The organism is Streptomyces sp. NPDC018019 (assembly GCF_044327805.1).
Classification (GTDB): Bacteria; Actinomycetota; Actinomycetes; order Streptomycetales; family Streptomycetaceae; genus Streptomyces.
This window is the reverse complement of the sequence record NZ_JBIRGD010000003.1, coordinates 244,879-263,627: the sequence shown is the minus strand read 5'-3', so window position 1 is coordinate 263,627 and position 18,749 is coordinate 244,879. Positions and strand designations below refer to the sequence as shown.

Below are 18,749 nucleotides of genomic sequence, written 5' to 3'. Positions count from 1 at the left end.
GGACCACTACGGAAGCGGCCCCGCTCACCGCGAAAACGGTGAGCGGGGCCCCGGGGCCTTCGTCAACGGCAGGGCGTCAGGCGCCGATCCGCCGGTCGCGCCCCGCGCCCATCCCCAGCATGACCAGCCCCGCGCAGACGACCAGCAGCAGCACGATCGGCACCGTCCAGCCACGGGTCGCCTGGTGCACCGCGCCGAGCACCAGCGGTCCGGCGGCGGCGAGCAGATAGCCCCAGGTCTGGGCCATGCCCGAGAGGCGGGCGGCGGTGTGCGCGTCGCCGGAGCGCAGCACCATCATCGTCAGCGCCAGCCCGAGCGCGCCGCCCTGCCCGATGCCCAGGAGTACGGCCCAGACCCAGGCGCCGGCCACCGGCGCCACCAGCAGGCCGACGATGCCGCAGGCCATCAGGGCGGTGACGGCGACGGCCAGCAGCCGCTGCCGCCGCATCCGGCCGGCGAGCATGGGCACCACGAACGAACCGGCCATCTGCACCAGCGTGCTGAAGGCGAAGACCAGCCCGGCCGTGGCCTTGCTCATGCCGTGGTCGGTGAAGACCGTCGGCATCCAGGCGATCATCACGTACGCGATCAGCGACTGCGAGCCCATGAAGAGCGTGACCTGCCAGGCCAGCGGGGAACGGCTCAGCCTCGGCCCGTCCTCGGTGGTGTGCGCGGGCGTCGCGGCGGCCTGCCCGTGCCGCGTACCGCGCCGGGCGAGCACCGCCTGCGGGATCCAGACGACGGCGGCGACCGCGGCCAGCAGCGCCCACGAGGCCAGCGAGCCCTGCCAGCCGCCCAGCGCGTTCTCCAGCGGCACGGCGGAGGCGGCCGAGACGGTGGCGCCGAGGATCATCGCCGTCGAGTACAGGGCGGTCATGCCCGCGGCCTTCTCCGGGAAGTCCCGCTTGATCAGGCCGGGCATCAGGACGTTCAGCAGGGCGATGGACGTACCGACCACCGCGCAGCCCACGAACAGCGCGACCACCGGCGGCGCGATGCGCAGCAGGATGCCGCCGCACAGCAGGACCAGCGCGCCGCACAGCACCGCCTCGGTGCCCCAGCGGCGGGCCAGCTTCGGCGCGGCGATCGAACCGAGCCCCATGAAGACCAGCGGGATGGTCGTCACGAGGCTGCTCGCGGTGGCGGCCAGGTGGTAGTGCTCGCCGATCTCGCTCACCAGGGGCGAGACACCGGCCAGCGCGGCGCGCATGTTCAGTGAGGCGAGCACGATGCCGAGCAGGACCAGGGCCGGGTGTGCGCGCAGCCGGCGGCGGGCCGCGGCGACCGGCGGCGCCGGGGTCAGGTCCTCCTCGGCGTCGATCAGTGGTGCTTCGGACCGGGTCCCTGACATGGGTGCGTACCTCTCCTTGCGTGGGTCGTGCGGTGGTGCGGCGGTCGTACGGGGGCGGCCCGGGGCCGTGGGGTGAGGGCGAAGGAACGTTTCTGCGAGGGATACGGGAGGGGACGCCTCCGCGGGCGTGGCCGCCGCTCCGCACGGCGGAACGCGTCCCCGCCCGTACGCACCGGCCTCCCGGCCCCGCTCACCGCTCCGCGAGCAGCTTCTCCACCGCCCGTTTCGGCGGCTCCAGCAGCGCGCGGGCGGCCTTCTCCGCCGCCTCCGGATCGCCGGACGCGATGGCGTCCAGGACGGCCCGGTGATCGCCGTGCACCATGCGCGGCATCTGCTCGTCGCCGAGCGAGGAGACCAGGGCCTCGCGTACGGAGCTGCTGAACCAGCCGTACGTGGCGGTCAGGGCGGTGTTGTGCGCGGCCTCCACGACGGCCCGGTGGAAGGCCACGTCGTGGTCGGCGTACAGCTCCAGGTCGCCGCCGAAGGGCTGCCCGTCGGCGGCCTCCAGCGCGGCCTGTGCGTTCAGCGCGGCCCGCATCCGCTCCAGGTCCTCCGGCCGGTGCCGCCGGGCCGCCAGGCGGGCGGCCTCGGCCTCCAGGGCGATGCGCAGCTCCAGCACGTCCCGGACCCCGGCCCGCTGGACGCCGCGCATGATGTCGCCCGGATCGGCCTGGGAGCGGACGAAGGTGCCCTCGCCCTGCCGGGAGCGCAGCATGCCGGCGTGCACGAGGACCCGTACGGCCTCGCGGACGGTGTTCCGTCCCACCTGGAGCTGCTCGGCCAGCGCGTGTTCGGTGGGGATGCGCTCGCCCACCGGCCAGGTGCCGGCGGCCAGCTGGGCGCGCAGGGTGTCGACGACGGTGTCCACGAGGGACTGCCGCCCCGCTGCCTGCAACGCCATGCGCGTCTCCTCGATCCGGTACGGGCCGGTCCGGAGCGGGCTGATCCGATCCGGTCTCATCCGGTCCGAACCCGTTCCCACCCGGTCCTGGCCGACAGTGCGGACAACCGGCGGCCGGCCGGTTGCCCTGTCATCCTACAACCGATCGATGCAACATGCACGGAGTTCGTCGCTCCGTGCATGTCACACCGTCCGGACGGGGCCCCGCCCCTGCGGATCACAGCCCGATGTCGCGCTCCTGGATGTCCGCCAGGGACTCGCGCCGTACCAGGATCCGGGCGTGCCCGTCCGCGACCGCGACCACCGGCGGGCGGCCCACGAGGTTGTAACCCGAGGCCATGGACAGGTGGTACGCGCCCGCCACCGGCACGGCGATCAGGTCGCCGGGCCGGATGTCACCCGGCAGCGGTACGTCGGCCGCGAGCACGTCGCCCGCCTCGCAGTGCCGGCCCACCACGCTCACCGGCGCCGGCGCGGCCGACGACCGGCGTCCGACCAGCCGGGGCGCGTACCGCACCCCGTACAGCGCGGGCCGCGGGTTGTCGCTCATCCCGCCGTCGACGGCCACGAAGGTGCGCTCACCGGTCCGCTTGACGGACAGCACCCGGTACAGGGCGACGCCGGACGGGCCCGCGATGGCGCGGCCCGGCTCGACGGTCAGGCGGGGCACCGGCAGCCCGGCCGCGGCGCAGCCGCCGGCCAGCTCGGCCCGTACCTTGGCGCCCAGCGCCGCGATGTCCAGATCTGCCTCGCCGGGCCGGTAGGCGACGCCGTGGCCGCCCCCGATGTCCAGCTGCGGCAGCGTGACGCCGTGCTGCTCGTGGATACGGGCCAGCAGGCCGACGAGCCGCCGTACGGCCGACAGATACGGCTTCACGGTGGTGATCTGCGAGCCCAGGTGGCAGTGCAGCCCCACCAGGTGCAGCCGCGGCTGGCCCAGGATGCGGGTGACGGCGTGCTGCGCCGAGCCGTCGGCCAGGGAGAGGCCGAACTTCTGGTCGTCGGTGCCGGTACGGATCTTGGCGTGCCCGCCGGCGGCGATGCCCGGCACCACCCGTACGAGGACCTGCTGCCGGGTGCCCGCGGGGACCGCGGCGGCGAGCCGGGCGATCTCGGAGGTGCTGTCGATGACGATCCGGCCGACGCCCAGGCGCAGCGCGGCGCGCAGGTCGTCGGGGCTCTTGGCGTTGCCGTGCAGCACGATCCGGTCGGGCGGGAAGCCGGTGGTGACGGCGAGTTCCAGCTCGCCGGCGGAGCAGACGTCCAGGCCCAGGCCCTCCTCCCGCACCCAGTGGGCCATGGCCCGGCACAGGAACGCCTTGGCCGCGTACAGGACGTCCGCGTCGGGGAAGGCGCGCAGGTAGGCGCGGCAGCGGGCGCGGACCTCGGCCTCGTCCAGGACGTAGGCGGGGGTCCCGAAGCGGGCGGCGAGTTCGGTGAGGCGGACACCGCCGACGGTGAGGTCGGCGTCGGGCAGCTCGGCCGCCGAGGCGGGCCAGACGGAGAGGCCGGCGGCGCGGGCGCCGGGCGGCGCGGTCCGCTGTCCCACGGGCTGCTGCGGTGTCGTGGTCGTCACGGTCATGGTGGTCGTACGCCCCTTCTCAGACGGCCCGCAGCAGCGGCGTGCGGGAGGCACCCGGGGCGAGGCGCGGGTCCACGGTCAGGACGCCGGCGCCGAGCGGTTCGGCGAGGGCGCGCAGCGCGGGCTCGGCGAGCCTGATCCACGGCTGGTCGGCGCCGAGCGCCGCGGCGAGCCGTTGCGGGGAGGTGAAGCCGACGGCGGTACGGCCGCCGAGCGGGGTGCGGAACAGGCGGGCCGTACAGCCCGCGGGGCCCGGCCGGACGGGGACGAACAGCAGCCCGGCCGGGACGCGTTCGGCAGGTTCGGGATCTTCCGCGTACAGGTGCTGCTGGGACACGGTGTCGCTCCTCGCACAGGACTGGCCCCGGACCGGTGGGAAGAAGTGCCGGGGCTCCTCCTCGACGCTATGCCCGTACCGGCATGCGCTCGGCGGCGTACTGACGCATCGTTGACGGCCCGTGGACGCCCCTTGACGCGATGCTGGTGCCCCGGCGCACGCTCCGGTGCACGGCGAGGACGCACGACCCGGCGCAGGCCCGTGCCCACGCCCCGGCATCGGCCCGTTCGCGGCGCGTTCCCGCCGGTCTTCCACGAGGATCGTTCCGTCCGCCGGCCCGCCCCTCGACCTTCACATCGTGGCAAGCCCTGCACTGGAGACGTCATGTTCACCATCGGAGACTTCGCCGGCCACGGCCGGGTGTCGGCCCGCATGCTGCGGCACTACGACGCCATCGGCCTGCTGCGCCCGGCCCGTACGGACCCGGTCACCGGCTACCGCTCCTACGAGGCCGGGCAGCTCGCCCGCCTCAACCGCATCATCGCCCTCAAGGACCTCGGCTTCAGCCTCCAGCAGATCGCGGTCATCCTGGACGAGCAGGTGAGCGCGGCGGAACTGCGCGGCATGCTGCGGCTGCGCCGGGCCGAGCTGGCGGCGGCGGTCACCGCGGCGGGCGCCCGGCTGGCCCGGGTCGAGGCCAGGCTCCGGACGATCGAGGACGAGGGGCGGCCGGCCGAGGAGGAGGTGGTGGTCAAGCGGATCGAGGCGGTACGGGTCGCCGAACTGACCGGCACCGCGGCGAGCTTCGGGCCCGAGGACATCGGCCCGGTCGTCCAGCCGCTGTACGCCGAGCTGTTCCGGCGGCTGGCCGCGGCGGGCGTCGAGCCGTCGGGGCCGGCCGTCGCGTACTACGAGGACGCGCCGGAGGGCGGGGACCGGATCACGGTGCACGCGGCGGTCACGGTCCCGGCCACCGTGCCGCCGCCCCGCGACGTCGAGGTCGTGGTCCTGCCGGCCGTCGAGCAGGCGGCCACGGTGGTGCACCGCGGCCCGATGGAACGGGTGCTGCCCACCGCGCAGACGCTGGCCCGCTGGCTCGCCGGCAGTCCCTACCGCTCCGCGGGGTACCCGCGGGAGCTGACGCTCGATTGCCCGGCGGACCGGGAGCGGTGGGTGACCGAGTTGCAGGAGCCGATCGTCGCGCGGTGAGCGCCGGCTGCGGGCGGTCCGTGCGCCTCCTGTGCGCCGGAGCGCGAGGGGGCGCATGGAAGCGCGCGTGCTTCAGTGTGCGTGAACGGGGCTGTGTCCGCTCTTGCGCACCGGCCCGGAGCCGCCGAGTGAGGCGTTCACCGTTTCGGCGAACTCCACCGCCACCGGGCTCAGCGCGGCCCACCGCCGTACCGCCCAGCCGGTCGCCAGCGGCGGCAGTCCCGGGACCGGGATCAGCCGCAGGTCCGGGTGGTCGGCGCCGCGCCGGCCGGGCAGGTCCGGCACCACCGCGTGCCCGACGCCCAGTTCGGCGAGCAGCATCGCGGTGTCCCAGTCGGCCACGCTGGCGGGCGCGGCGGCGGCGCCCGGCCCGGTCCCCGGCCGTCCCAGGTGCCCGTCGAGCCGCATCCGGGAAACGGAGTTCTCCGGCAGCCGGATGTGCCGGATTCCGGACAGGCCGCCGGCCAGTTCCCCCGGCTCGATGTGGTCGCGCGCGGCGAGCGGGTCGTCGCGGCGGACGGCCAGCACCCACGGCAGTTCCAGCACCGGGTGCTGCTCGATGCCGCGGACGGGCGGGCCGATGGTGATCCAGGCCAGTTCGGCGGTGCCGTCGGCCACCGCCTCGCAGCAGCGGCGGCCGGAGTTCTCGGTCTGGAACTCCAGGTCGACGTGCGGGTGACGGGCACGGAAGGCGACCACCGCCGCCGACATGAAGTGCCGTACGGTCGTCGCTCCGGTGGTGATCCGGAGCGTGCCGCCGTCACCCCGGCGCAGGTCGGCCAGCCGGCGCAGCGCCAGGTCGAGTTCGCCGAGGGAACCGCTCGCGGCGCGGTGCAGGATGCGGCCGGCCTGGGTGGGGGCCACACCGCGCGGCCGCCGCTCCACCAGGCCGATGCCCGCCTCCCGTTCGAGCCGCTTGACGCGCTGGCTCACCGCCGACTGCGTACATCCCAGGTCGCGGGCGACGGCGCTGAGACTGCCCGCGTCGCAGACGGCGACGAAGACACGGAGGTCGTCAAGGGTCACCAACCCAAGCTACAGCTAAGAGGTTTGGAAGAAAACCCGCGGATTGACTTGGGTGCGTGGGCGCGAGGAGGATCGGAGTACGGCCAGGGCGGCCACCTGGAACCGGCTTCGGCGCCGAACGGTTCCGGGGGCCGACCCGCCGGGGGCCGGTCTGCCGGGGACCGACCGCCGCGGGCCGGCCTGACGGGGGGCCGCCCCGCCGGGCCGGGCCTGCCCGGACCGGCCCCGGCGGGACGCCGTCGTGCGGTGCCGCCGTCACCCTGGTTGGCGGTTCGCCGCTGCCGCCCCCGGACGGCCGTCCGGGGGCGGCCGTCCGTTACTGCCGTCACCCCCGGTGCGCGCCGACCGGCGGCTCGGCACCGGCCGTTCCGGCGGGGGCCTTCGGGGCCGCGCCGCTGTCCGTCGTATCCGCGGTGACCGGAGCCGGCCGGTCCGCGGGCCGGTTGCGGACGACGGCCAGGACCAGCAGGCCGGTCAGCACCGCCACGATGCCCGCGACCAGGGACACCCGGGACAGGCCCGCGACGTACCCGGCACCGGAGTCGGCGTGGGCGCCCGCGGACCGCACGCCCTGTGTGAAGACCGTGCCGAGGATCGCGATGCCGAACGCGTAGCCGAGCTGGCGGAAGGTGTTCACCGCGCCGCTGGCCATACCGGCGCGCTGCGGCGGGGCCGCTCCCAGCGCCGCCGAGACCAGCACCGGCATGGCCACGCCGATGCCGACGCCGCTGATGAGCAGCCCCGGCACCAGGACCCCCCAGCCGGAGCCGTCGTCCAGCAGCAGGACGTGCAGCAGCGGACCGGCGCCGATCAGCAGCAGCCCGATGCCGATGGGCAGCTGCGGCGCCAGGCGGTGCAGGAACCGGCCGCCGAACATGCCCACGGCCATCGACGCCGCCGCCATCGGCAGCACCGCGACACCGCCCATCACCGGGCTCAGGCCCAGGATGTTCTGCACCCACAGGCCCACGTAGGTCAGGTACGGGAACGCCGCGGCCTGGAGCAGCAGCGCCGCCGCCATCAGCACGGCGAAGGCCGGGCGCCGCAGCAGCTTGAGGTCCAGCAGCGGCTGGTCCGTACGGCGTTCCACGGCCACGAAGACGACCAGCGCCAGCAGGGCCACCGCCAGCGACAGCAGCGTGCCGGACTCCGTCCAGCCCTCCTCGCCGCCGCGCATCAGTCCGTACGTCAGTGCGCCCGCGCAGAGGGTGAACGCACCAGCGCCCGGCCAGTCGATGCGCCCCGTGCGGTCGCCGTGCGACTCGGGCACCGACCGCAGGGTGATCCACACGGCCACCGCCGTCAGCGGCAGGTTGACCAGGAAGATCGCCCGCCAGTCCACGTACTGGGTCAGCACCCCGCCCAGCACCGGGCCGACGGCCGCCGCGGCGCCGCCCGTACCGCCCCAGACGCCGAAGGCCACCCCGCGGTCCCGGCCCTGGTACGCGGCCATCAGCAGCGGCGTGTTGGTGGCGAACATCGCCGCCGCCCCCAGGCCCTGCACCGCCCGTGCGGCGATCAGCACGCCCTCGTCGGGCGCCAGGCCGCAGGCCAGCGAGGCCAGCGCGAACACCGCGAACCCCGCCAGGTACAGCTTGCGGCGCCCGAACAGGTCGGCCGCCGAACCGGCCACCATCAGGAGTGCGGCCAGCGCCAGCGCATAGATGTCCATCACCCACTGCAAGGAGGTGAAGGAGGCGTGCAGGCCGTCGGCTATCCGTGGCAGCGCCGTGTTCACGATCGTCACGTCCACGAGCAACATGAAGTTGCCCAGGGTGATGGCGACCAGGGGCCACCATCTGTTCCGCCCGTTGTGCATCGAGATCCTCTGTGGTCGGTGAGGTTTCGCTGAAACCTGTGTCGTCGTTCGTTCCGTTCCCCCGCACCAGAGTCCGGTCCGCGCCCCCGTCGCTCCCAGCCACGGCGTCCTGTGCGGCGTAATCCGACACGGGTTAGCCTTTCCTGGTGAAAACCGACGGCTTCGACGATCTGGACCGCGGTCTGGTCCACGCTCTCCAGCTCGACGGCCGGGCGCCCTTCAGCCGTATCGCCGAGGTCCTCGGCGTCTCCGACCAGACCGTCGCCCGCCGCTACGGCCGGCTGCGCGGCGCGGGCATGATCAAGGTGCTGGGGCTCACCGACCCGCCCGCCCTCGGCGAGACCGAGTGGCTCGTACGGGTCCAGTGCACGCCCGACGCGGCGGTCGCGGTCGCCGAGGCGCTGGCCCGGCGCCCCGACACGTCGTGGGTGAGCCTGATGTCCGGCGGCACCGAGATCGGCGCCGTCTGCCGCGCCGCCGGCAGCCGGGACAGCGACGCGCTCCTCCTCCAGAAACTGCCGCGTACCCCGAGCGTCGTCGGCGTCACCGCGCACTGCATGCTGCACGAGTTCTTCGGCGGCCCGCTGGGCCTGGTCAACAAGTCCGGCGCGCTGACCGAGGAACAGGCGGCGCGGCTGCGCCACCCGGCGTCCGCCGCGGCCGACCGGCGGACCGGCGCGCCGCCCGCGAGCACGTCGCCCGTCACACTCACCGCGGCCGACCGGCGCCTCCTGGACGCGCTCGCCGAGGACGGCCGCACCGGCCTCGCCGACCTGGCCACGGCCACCGGCTGGTCCCAGTCCACCGTCCGCCGCCGGCTGGCCGAACTGCGCGCCGACGGCATCCTCTACTACGACGTCGACTACGACGCCCGGCACTTCGGCTTCGGCGTCATGGTCTCCCTCTGGCTCTCCGTCGCCCCCAGTGAACTGGCCGATACCGGGGAGGCGTTGGCGCAGCACCCCGAGGTGGCCTTCGCCTGCGCGACCACCGGCCCGCACAACCTCTTCGCGTCGGTCCTGTGCCCCGACGTGCGCGCCCTGTACACGTACCTGACCACCCGGATCGCGGCGCTGCCCGGCGTCCGGCACATGGAGTCGTCACCGCTGATCCGCCGCGTCAAGGGAGCCGGCCCGCACGGCAGGGGCCGGATCGTCTCCGGTCCGTTCACCGCCGCCCCACCGCCGGCCCGCGCGCGATGAAGCCCGTCCTGCCCTCCGCACCGGCCGCCCGGGTGGCGGCCTGGGTACGGTCCGCGCCCGGCACCCACATCTGGCTGCTGGTCATCGGCGTCACCAGTCTCGTCGTCGCCGGCGCCACCGAAGGGCTGGGCGACTTCCTCCTCCACCGCACCAGCAGCAACATCCACGAACTCAACCGGCACCCCCTCTCCTCCCTGCTCATCAGCGGCTTCTGGATCGAAAACCCGGCCTCCTTCCTCCTGTACGCGGTCCTCTTCGAGCTGGTGCACGCCAACGTCGAGCGCTGGCTGGGCACCTGGCGCTGGCTGCTGACCGTCGGCGTCGCCCACATCACCGCCACCCTCGCCGGCCAGGAGCTGGTCCTGCTCGCCATCGAGGGCCACCGGCTGCCGCGCTCCATGACGCACGTCGTCGACATCGGCGTCTCGTACGGCCTGGCGGCGGCAGCCGGCCTGATCACCTACCGGCTGCCGCCGCCCTGGCGCCACCTCTATCTCGCGTCCGTCCTCGGCTTCTTCGGCGTCCCGCTCCTGTCCGGCGCCACCTTCACCGACTTCGGACACGCCATCGCGCTCACCCTTGGTCTCGCCGCCTGGCCCTTGACCCCGGGTGCCGGTGCGGCCGGGGCAGCGGACGCGGACCGGAACGCAACTCCCGGACATCCTCCGCCAGATCACTGAGCCGCTCACTCATCGCGCACACGACCCGGTTCGTGGCGTCCAGCCGCCGGTCCAGCCGGTCGAGCCGCACGGAGATACGCCCGATCACCGGGCCGAGGTCCCGGAGCACGGGCCCGACGTCCGCGAGGGAGGACTCGACGCGGGTGAGGCGGTGGTCGAGGGACTCCAGGGTCGGCGCCGGCTCGGCCTGCCGGGGCTCCTCGGCCCGCCCCCGCGCGCTCTCCTCGACGTCGAGGAGATACGTACGCACCGTCCGCGCGACCTCGCTGTCGCGGAGGAGCATGGCGATGTTGAGGATGGTTCGGCGGGTGTAGAGGGTGAGGTGGGCGCGGCCCTGTGGATAACTCCCGGCTGAAAGCTTCAAGTTGGAGCTTTCAAAAACCCGCAGGTCAGAGCCCTTGAGAACGTGCATCCCGTTCTCGGACAGCTCCGCCCGATGCCTTCGCATCAGGCTGTTGACGGCGCGGTCGCCCACCTCGAAGTACTCGGCGACCATCCGCGTCGTGACATGCAGCCCGTCGGGCAGCAGCACAAGCGCCTTCACCTTGTCGAGGACCTCGGTGCGGCCCATCACACTGTCGCGCATCGCCCGCGACTCCAGCAGTACAGCTTCGGGTGGCATGGGAATGCCCTCCACTCAAACCGGAACGGTTCCAGAGGGACACGCCGTCCCCCTGGACTGAACGCCCGTATCCAGGGCTCAGGAGCGGAGGCTGCTCACGGATGCCACTACCTCTATGTCCGGATCTCAGCCGTACGGTTGCACCGCTTCACGGCCGTCACCGGCAAACCCCAGCACTTCACGGTCTCTCGACGCCTCGAACTCCAGTTGCCTCCACGCACAGGGGACAACGAGTCGATAAACGTACAGTTACCCCGTCTCGGGCATGAGGTCGCGCGTACGTTCCGAAAAGAGGACCGACGCGAACGGGCCGGGGCGTCGCAGGCGCCTCAGGCGCCGTACAGCCGCTCCAGGACGACGGCGATGCCGTCTTCGTCGTTGGCGGCCGTGATCTCGTCCGCGACGGCCTTCAGTTCCTCGTGGGCGTTGGCCATCGCCACGCCGTGCGCGGCCCAGCCGAACATCGGGATGTCGTTCGGCATGTCGCCGAAGGCGATCGTGTCCGCGGCCTTCACGCCCAGTCGGCGGGCGGCGAGGGAGAGGCCGGTGGCCTTGGAGAGGCCGAGCGGGAGGAGTTCGACGACGCCCTCGCCGGCCATGATCACGCCGACCAGGTCGCCGGCGGCCTGCCGCGCGGCGCGGGCCAGCTCGTCGTCGCCCAGCGTCGGGTGCTGGATGTAGATCTTGTTGATGGGGGCCGCCCACAGGTCGCCGGGCCCGTCGATCATCAGGTGCGGCAGCGGGCCTTCCTGGATGCGGTAGCCGGGGGTGACCAGCACCTCGCCGTCCAGGCCGTCCCGGCTCGCGGCCAGGAACAGCGGGCCGACCTCCGCCTCGATCTTGGCCAGGGCCAGCCCGGCGAGCTGCCGGTCCAGCGTGACCGAGGTCAGCAGCCGGTGCTCACCGGCGTGGTAGACCTGCGCGCCCTGCCCGCACACCGCTATGCCGTCGTAGTCCAGCGCGTCGAGGATGTGCCGGGTCCACGGCACGGCGCGGCCCGTGACGACGATGTGCGCGGCCCCGGCCGCCGTGGCCGTGGCCAGGGCGGCGCGGGTGCGCGCGGAGATCGTGTCGTCGTGCCGCAGCAGCGTGCCGTCGAGGTCGGTCGCGACGAGCCGGTACGGCAGCGGACGGGCCGGCGTGGGCCGGTGGGCGGGCTCGGGGGCGGTGGTCACCGGTTGACGGGCTCCAGGATCTCCCGGCCGCCCAGGTACGGGCGCAGCATCTCGGGCACGCGCACGGAGCCGTCCGCCTGCTGGTGGTTCTCGAAGATCGCCACGATGGTGCGGGGCACCGCGCAGAGCGTGCCGTTGAGCGTGGCGAGCGGCTTGACCTGCTGCTTGCCGTCCTTGTTCGTACGCATCCGGACCGACAGGCGGCGGGCCTGGAACTCGTCGCAGTTCGAGGCGCTGGTCAGCTCGCGGTACTTGCCCTGGGTGGGGATCCACGCCTCGCAGTCGTACTTGCGCGAGGCGGAGGCGCCCAGGTCGCCGGTGGCCACGTCGATCACCTGGAAGGGCAGCTCCAGGCCGGTCAGCCACTGCTTCTCCCAGTCCAGCAGGCGCTGGTGCTCGGCCTGGGCGTCCTCGGGGTCGACGTACGAGAACATCTCGACCTTGTCGAACTGGTGGACGCGGAAGATGCCGCGGGTGTCCTTGCCGTACGTACCGGCCTCGCGGCGGAAGCACGGCGAGAAGCCCGCGTAGCGCAGCGGCAGCCGGTCCGCGTCGATGATCTCGTCCATGTGGTACGCGGCGAGCGGGACCTCGGAGGTGCCGACGAGGTAGTAGTCGTCCTTCTCCAGGTGGTACACGTTCTCCGCGGCCTGGCCGAGGAAGCCGGTGCCCTCCATGGCGTGCGGGCGCACCAGCGCAGGGGTGAGCATCGGTGTGAAACCGGCCTCGGTGGCCTGCGCGATGGCGGCGTTGACCAGCGCGAGCTCCAGGAGCGCGCCGATGCCGGTCAGGTAGTAGAAGCGCGAGCCGGAGACCTTGGCGGCGCGCTCGACGTCGATGGCGCCGAGCGCCTGGCCGAGCTCCAGGTGGTCCTTGGGCTCGAAGCCCTCGGCCGCGAAGTCGCGGGGGGTGCCGACGGTCTCCAGGACCGTGAAGTCCTCCTCGCCGCCGACGGGCACGTCGGGGTGGACCAGGTTGCCCAGCCTGAGCAGCAGCTGCTGGGTCTCCGCCTTGGCCTCGTCCTGCTCGGTGTCCGCGGCCTTGACGGCGGCGGACAGCTCCCCGGCCTTCTTCAGCAGCGCGGCCTTCTCGTCGCCGGTGGCCTTGGGGATGAGCTTGCCGAGCGACTTCTGCTCGGCGCGCAGCTCGTCGAAGCGGACGCTGGAGGTCCGGCGCCGCTCGTCGGCGGAGAGCAGTGCGTCGACGAGCGCGACGTCCTCTCCACGGGCGCGCTGGGACGCGCGCACACGGTCGGGGTCCTCACGGAGCAGGCGAAGGTCAATCACCCCACCAGGCTACCGGGGTGCGGCACCGACGATCGACGCCATATTTCCCGCGTGGCGCTTTGTCCGGTTTGGGGGTATTGATCTCTTTTTGAGAATTCCGGGCGATGCGGCCCGGTAAGGCGGCGTGACGCCGGGGCGTAAGGGGAGCATAAGGGGCGTGCGGGAAGCGGGCGGGGCGGGGCGGTGCGTGGAAGGGAGTGTGCGGGTGCGGTACGGGCGGCCGGAAAGTGGCGGAAAAAATCGTCAAGGAAATCTTGCGCCGTCGCCGGTACGGGGGTATTTGCACCGCTTGTGCGGACCGGCTTCCCTTGTGGACGGCCGGAGTTGACGGGGTGGGCCGGGGCGGAGCGCGACGGCGGTTGTACCCAGGGTTGTCCACAGGGGTGGGGGAGTTCCGAAATCTTATCCACAGGCTGTGTGTGGGAACTGTGGAAGTCGGAAGGTCTGGTTCCGTATCAAGAATCCGTTGCCGTGGATTCACCGAACAAACCCCTTGTCGACGCTCTTTCGTGTGGGATTTCCTCGCCCTAAAGGATTGTTCGCGTGAATTGCGCTGACGCGGACGGCCTGCGGCGCTGTGGAGATCTCTGTGGGTCGGTAGAGCAATATGTCGACTCTGCCCGAGTTGGAGTGGCCGTCGTGTCGACTTATCCCCAGGTCGAGAACCGGGCCTGTGGATAACTTTGTGGACAACCTCAACACCCCAGCCCAGGCCCCGCGCGGTCGCCGCGCAACCCCGTGACAGCCGCCCCGCGGCCCGCTCACGCCCGCCCGGACCGTTTCACCCGTGCGTTCCCGGCCACCACCGCGACACCGGCCCAGCCGTCGGGCCCGGTGGGCACCGAACCGTCAGGCCCGCCCGTCCAGGCAGCGCGTCAGCCAGTCCGCCGCGTCCGTGAACGCCTCGTCCACCGTGTCCGGGCGCACGTTCGCCCGCACCCGGTCCGCCCGCGGGTACGACCCGAGGAACCGCACCTCCCGGCAGACCCGCTTGAGCGCCATGAGCACCTCGCCGACCCGGCGGTCCGTGAGATGCCCCTCGCAGTCCACCGAGAAGCAGTAACGGCCGATGCCCTCACCGGTCGGCCGGGACTCGATGCGCATCATGCTGACGCCACGGGCGGCGTACTCCTGGAGCAGCTCCAGCAGCGCACCGGGGTGGTCCTCGCGCAGCCACAGCACGACCGAGGTCTTGTCGGCGCCGGTGCGTGCCGCCGGCCGGGCGGGCCGGCCCACCAGCACGAAGCGGGTGGCCGCGTTCTGCGCGTCGTGGATGTCGGTGACCAGCGGTTCCAGCCCGTACGTCGCCGCCGCGAACTCCCCGGCGAAGGCGCCGTCGTACCGGCCCTCCTGGACCAGCCGCGCGCCGTCCGCGTTGGAGGCCGCCGACTCCCACACCGCCTCCGGCAGGTGCTCCGCGAGCCACTTGCGCACCTGCGGCTGGGCGACCGGGTGCCCGGTGACCGTCTTGATGTCCGACAGGTCCGTGCCGGGCCGTACGAGCAGCGCGAACGCGATCGGCAGCAGCACCTCGCGGTAGATCATCAGCGGTTCGCCGGCGGCCAGTTCGTCCAGCGTCGTGGTCACCCCGCCCTCGACCGAGTTCTCGATCGGCACCAGCGCGGCCGCCGCTTCACCGGCCCGCACCGCGTCCAGCGCGGCCGGTACGGACACCATCGGGACCAGTTCCCGGGTGGCGGACTCCGGGAGCGTGCGCAGCGCCGCCTCGGTGAACGTGCCCGCGGGCCCCAGATACGTGTAGCGGCTGACCGACATTCCCTCTGACTCCCTCACGCTCCGGTGGGGACCGCCCGACCGATCACCCGCTCGCCACGTTACCCGGCCCGGCCGCCCGGCCCGACCGGAAGCCGGCGGCCGGCACACCTCCGGGCGCGGCTCTCGTGACCGGTCCTCCTCCGGGCGCGGTCCTCGTGACCGGTCCTCCTCCGGGTGCGGTCCTCGTGACCGGTCCGTCTCCGTGAGCAGTCCGTCCCCGCGACCGGTGTCGTGACCGGTCGCCGCGGTCACCCCTCCAGCAGCGGCTGCCCCACGTACCCGCCCGCCACCGCCGCCGGCGGCACCGCGAACAGCCCGCTGGCCTCGTGCCGCAGGAACGGCGAGAGCGCGTCCCCGCGGTCCAGCTTGCGCTGGATGGGGATGAAGGAGCGCAGCGGATCGGCCTGCCAGCAGACGAACAGCAGCCCGGCGTCCGGGGCCCCGTCGTCCCGGAACCCGTCGTGGAAGGAGAACGGCCGCCGCAGCATGGCCGCGCCCTGGTTGGACTCCGGCGCCGCGATCCGCGCGTGCGCGTCGGCCGGGATGACCGGCAGCCCGTCCGGGCCGTTCTTGTCCAGGTCCATCTTCGTGTGCTCATCGCCGCCGGTCAGCGGCGCGCCGTCGGCCTTGCGGCGGCCTATCACCTTCTCCTGCCTGGCCAGCGGCTGCCTCTCCCAGTCGTCCAGCAGCATCCGGATACGGCGGACGACGGCGTACGAACCGCCGCGCATCCAGGCGTGCGGGCCGCTGCCGGCGTCCCGGCCGACGAAGATCCGCTCGTCGAAGTCCGGGTCGGCGGGCTTGGGGTTGTTGGTGCCGTCCACCTGGCCCATCAGGTTGCGGGCGGTCATCGGGTGCGCGGTGGCACCGGGCGTGCGGTTGAAGCCGTTCATCTGCCAGCGCAGCCGCGCGGTGTCCCCGGCCTCCTTCTGGAGGGCGCGCAACGCGTGGAAGGCGACCAGCGCGTCGTCGGAGCCGATCTGGATCCACAGGTCGCCGTTGCTGCGCCCGGCGTCCAGCGCGTCCGAGGAGAAGTCCGGCAGCGGTTCGAGCTGGACCGGACGCCGCGCGGCCAGCCCCGTACGGTCGAAGAAGGTGCGGCCGAAGCCGAAGGTGACGGTGAGCGAGGACGGGCCCGCGTCCAGCGCGACTCCGGTGTCCGCGGCCGGGGTGCGCCCGGCCATCAGCTCCTCGGCCGTACGGGACCAGCGGCGCATCAGGGCCGCCGCGGCCTTGCGGTCGGCGCCCGGCGCCAGGTCGAAGGCGACGAGGTGGCCGCGCGCCTGGAGGGGCGTGGTGATGCCCGCCTGGTGCTTGGCGCGCTCGTCGCGGAAGGCGACCGAGGTGGCGCCGACGCTGCTCAGCGCGGTGGGCGGGTCGTCCTGGGCGGCGGCGACGCCGATCGCGCCGCCCGCGGCACCGGCGACCAGGCCCGCGGCGCCGGCGGCCCCGACGGTGCCGAGCAGACGGCGGCGGGACAGTTCGAGGGACTCGGGGCGGTCGGGCCCGGAGCCGGAGTCGGTGCGGTCGCCGGAACCGGCGTTGCCGCCGGAGGGAGAAGCGGTGGTCGTCATCAGTTGATCTTCACGTTCCTGGTCTCGGTGACCTGGTCGATGTCGGACGTCCGCACGACCAGGGAGAGCTGCCACTGTCCGGGCACCGGCAACTGGACGTCGCGCGCGCTCCAGTGGCCTTCGCTGACGTGGTCGAGGGTGACCGGCAGCGGCCCGAGGTTCTTGTCCTTGAGGGTGAAGGAGACCTTCACCTCCGGCACGTCCTGCGTCCGGCCGTCCGGGTCGGCGATCCGCAGGTGCAGGGCGTTGCCGCTGCCGCTGCGGCCGGGGTCCAGGTCGACGCGCGCGGTGCCCTTGCCGCGCGGGCCGCCGGTGTCGAAGGGGATGTTCAGCACCTGCGGCTGGTTGGCGTCGGCCGACCGTCCGGCCTCGCCGACCGCCTTCACGGCCGCCTCCGTACGGGCCGGTTCGGTGGAGGTGAGCACGGTGGTGACGGCCAGCAGGACCACGGCGACCGACGCCTCGGTGAGGACGGAGCGGCGCAGTCCGGAGCGCTCCGGGTCGGCGTCGCGGATGCGCTTGGTACGGGCGGTGGCCAGCGCCGCGCGCTGCCGGGCCAGTTGTGCGGCCCGCGTGGGATCGGTCTCGGGCGTGGGATCGGTCTCGGGCGTAGGCGCGGCCTTGCGAGTGGGCTCGGTCCCGCGCGCCGGTTCGCCGCTGCCCGCGGTCACGGTGTCGGTTTCCGTTCCCGCGGCCACGGTGGCCCGTTCCGTTCCCGCTTCCCGCGCCGATTCCGCGCGCGCCGCCACGCTTTCCAGTACGGCGGCGGCCTCCGCCTCGGGCGCCGGGCCCTCGCCCAGCCGGGCCGTCCAGCGCCGCGAGAACCAGGCGGCGCCGACGAGGACGACGACCAGCGTGACCTTGATCAGCAGCAGCCGCCCGTACGAGGTGTCGGTCAGCGCCTGCCATGTGCCGACCTGCCGCCACGACTGGTAGACACCGGTCGCTACCACCACCAGGACGGCACCGAACGCGAGCCGCGAGAAGCGCCGGACACCGGCACGGGCCACGACCGGGCCCCGGTAGAGGGAGACCAGCAGCGCGGCCAGCCCGCCGAGCCAGGTGGCGACGGCCAGCAGGTGCAGGACGTCCACGGGCATGGCGACGGCGGTCTGGAGACCGGTCGAGGCGTGCTCGGCCATCGCCCAGGTGGCGGCGAGGCCCACGGCCACGATGGTGCCGCCGACGGCGAGGCCGAAGGTGAGGTCGTTGCGCCGCTTGGCGTCGGGAGTGGTGGCGGCGGCCGGGGCGGCGTCGGCCGGAGCGGCCGGCCCCGCGGCCCGCTCGCCCTGGCCGGCCTGCCCGGCCCCGTCGCCCTTCCGGTCCCCTTCGGCGGACTTCGCACCCACAGGGGCGCCCGGCGGTGCGTCACCCGCGGGCTCCGCTCCCGTACGCCCCCCGTCCTGCTGCGCGCGGGCGTACGCGCCGAAGAGGACGGCCACGAACAGGGCCGCGGCGGCGAGCAGCAGCAGCCTGGAGAGCAGCGCGGCTCCCGGCTTGGTCTCCAGGACCTGCCGGAGCCCGCCGAGGTCGAAGACGTCACCGAGGTCCCCGGACGTCGTGTACGGGGTGCGCAGCAGCAGCATCGCGAGTGTCGCGGCGGTCAGCGCGGCCCAGCCCCGGGCGACCAGGCGCTGTACCGACCGTACGCGCGCGGCGGCCGGGCGGCAGATCAGGACGAACGCTGCGCCGCCCACCAGGACCACGAAGCCCGCGTACGCGACGTAGCGGGCGATGCCGTACAGCGCGCCGACCACACCGCCGCCGGCCTCCTGCTGGGGCAGCGGGGCGCTCGTCCTGGACGGCGCGCCCACCGAGAAGGTGAAGGCGCCGGAGACCGGGTGGCTGTCGGCGGAGACCGCCTGCCAGGCGACCGTGTACGTGCCGTCCGGCAGCCCCGGCGGCAGCCCCGCGCCGTACTTGACCGTCTCGCCGCTGCACAGGTCGCGCAGCTTGCCGCGGTCGACCCGCTTGCCCTGCGGGTCCAGGACCCGGATCGAGTCGTCGCCCATCGCGACGCCCTCGGAGAAGGTCAGCGTGACCTGTTCGGGCGCGCTCTGCACCACCGACCCCTGCGCGGGGGTGCTGCCGGTCAGCGCGGCGTGCGCGGCGGCCGGCGCGGCGCCTCCGAGGAGCACGCCGAGCAGCGCCGCCGCGAGCACCAGGAGGCGCAGTGCGGACGACCGGCGGGCGCGCGGGGCGCTGTTGCGGCGCGTGCCCGGGGGGCGGGCGCCGGAGCCCGGTGCACAGAGGACGGTGGTGGACATGG

Annotated in this window: 15 protein-coding genes; 3 read left to right on the top strand and 12 right to left on the bottom strand. The window is 73.6% G+C overall.

All coding sequences use genetic code 11. The features are described 5' to 3' along the window. Positions 1-76: 76 nt before the first annotated feature. The 4 genes from ACH4FX_RS07085 to ACH4FX_RS07070 all read right to left on the bottom strand — a co-directional run bounded on the left by ACH4FX_RS07085 (position 77) and on the right by ACH4FX_RS07070 (position 4,171). Complete coding sequence (locus tag ACH4FX_RS07085; protein ID WP_398475977.1) at positions 77-1,351, bottom strand: CynX/NimT family MFS transporter; 1,275 nt, start codon at positions 1,349-1,351, stop codon at positions 77-79. Between the two features lie 190 nt (positions 1,352-1,541). Beyond that, positions 1,542-2,252, bottom strand: coding sequence for a FadR/GntR family transcriptional regulator (locus ACH4FX_RS07080; protein WP_398475975.1), 711 nt, complete (start codon positions 2,250-2,252; stop codon positions 1,542-1,544). A gap of 217 nt (positions 2,253-2,469) precedes the next feature. Beyond that, positions 2,470-3,834: a diaminopimelate decarboxylase gene (gene lysA, locus ACH4FX_RS07075; RefSeq protein WP_398475973.1), complete on the bottom strand. Its 1,365-nt coding sequence runs from the start codon at positions 3,832-3,834 to the stop codon at positions 2,470-2,472. A gap of 19 nt (positions 3,835-3,853) precedes the next feature. After that, positions 3,854-4,171 (bottom strand): SAV_915 family protein, encoded by a 318-nt coding sequence (locus tag ACH4FX_RS07070; protein WP_398475971.1) that lies wholly within the window; start codon positions 4,169-4,171, stop codon positions 3,854-3,856. 324 nt (positions 4,172-4,495) lie between these two features. Between ACH4FX_RS07070 and ACH4FX_RS07065 the strand changes: the two genes are divergently transcribed. Then, positions 4,496-5,320, top strand: coding sequence for a MerR family transcriptional regulator (locus tag ACH4FX_RS07065; protein WP_398475969.1), 825 nt, complete (start codon positions 4,496-4,498; stop codon positions 5,318-5,320). A gap of 72 nt (positions 5,321-5,392) precedes the next feature. Here the strand turns inward: ACH4FX_RS07065 and ACH4FX_RS07060 are convergent, their stop codons facing one another. Next, on the bottom strand, positions 5,393-6,346 hold the full coding sequence (locus ACH4FX_RS07060) for a LysR family transcriptional regulator (protein ID WP_398475967.1): 954 nt from the start codon (positions 6,344-6,346) through the stop codon (positions 5,393-5,395). A 325-nt stretch (positions 6,347-6,671) separates the two neighbouring features. After that, positions 6,672-8,165 carry an MFS transporter gene (locus ACH4FX_RS07055; RefSeq protein WP_398475965.1) on the bottom strand — a complete coding sequence of 498 codons (1,494 nt, stop codon included), beginning with the start codon at positions 8,163-8,165 and terminating at the stop codon, positions 6,672-6,674. A 146-nt stretch (positions 8,166-8,311) separates the two neighbouring features. Here ACH4FX_RS07055 and ACH4FX_RS07050 point away from each other — a divergent pair, with 146 nt between their 5' ends. Continuing rightward, entirely contained in the window at positions 8,312-9,367 is a 1,056-nt protein-coding gene (locus ACH4FX_RS07050; RefSeq protein WP_398475963.1) for an Lrp/AsnC family transcriptional regulator, read from the top strand. Next, positions 9,364-10,047 carry a rhomboid-like protein gene (locus tag ACH4FX_RS07045; RefSeq protein ID WP_398475962.1) on the top strand — a complete coding sequence of 228 codons (684 nt, stop codon included), beginning with the start codon at positions 9,364-9,366 and terminating at the stop codon, positions 10,045-10,047. Before ACH4FX_RS07050 ends, ACH4FX_RS07045 begins: the two co-directional genes overlap by 4 nt. On the opposite strand, the gene ACH4FX_RS07040 is transcribed toward ACH4FX_RS07045, so the two are convergent. From ACH4FX_RS07040 to ACH4FX_RS07015, 6 genes are all read right to left on the bottom strand, one after another. Next, the gene (locus tag ACH4FX_RS07040) at positions 9,941-10,669 is read right to left on the bottom strand and encodes a hypothetical protein (protein WP_398475960.1); all 729 of its coding nucleotides are present in this window, start codon (positions 10,667-10,669) and stop codon (positions 9,941-9,943) included. The genes ACH4FX_RS07045 and ACH4FX_RS07040 overlap by 107 nt on opposite strands. Positions 10,670-10,998: 329 nt before the next feature. Then, positions 10,999-11,844 (bottom strand): HAD family hydrolase, encoded by an 846-nt coding sequence (locus ACH4FX_RS07035; protein WP_398475958.1) that lies wholly within the window; start codon positions 11,842-11,844, stop codon positions 10,999-11,001. After that, positions 11,841-13,130, bottom strand: a complete 1,290-nt coding sequence (serS, locus tag ACH4FX_RS07030) for a serine--tRNA ligase (protein ID WP_398475956.1) — start codon at positions 13,128-13,130, stop codon at positions 11,841-11,843. Before serS ends, ACH4FX_RS07035 begins: the two co-directional genes overlap by 4 nt. 849 nt (positions 13,131-13,979) lie before the next feature. Next, entirely contained in the window at positions 13,980-14,906 is a 927-nt protein-coding gene (gene pheA / locus ACH4FX_RS07025) for a prephenate dehydratase (protein WP_398475954.1), read from the bottom strand. 248 nt (positions 14,907-15,154) lie between these two features. Further along, entirely contained in the window at positions 15,155-16,480 is a 1,326-nt protein-coding gene (gene efeB / locus ACH4FX_RS07020; RefSeq protein WP_398475952.1) for an iron uptake transporter deferrochelatase/peroxidase subunit, read from the bottom strand. Beyond that, on the bottom strand, positions 16,480-18,747 hold the full coding sequence (locus ACH4FX_RS07015; protein ID WP_398475950.1) for a copper resistance CopC/CopD family protein: 2,268 nt from the start codon (positions 18,745-18,747) through the stop codon (positions 16,480-16,482). The genes efeB and ACH4FX_RS07015 overlap by 1 nt, the downstream gene beginning before the upstream one ends. Between the last annotated feature and the right edge of the window lie 2 nt (positions 18,748-18,749).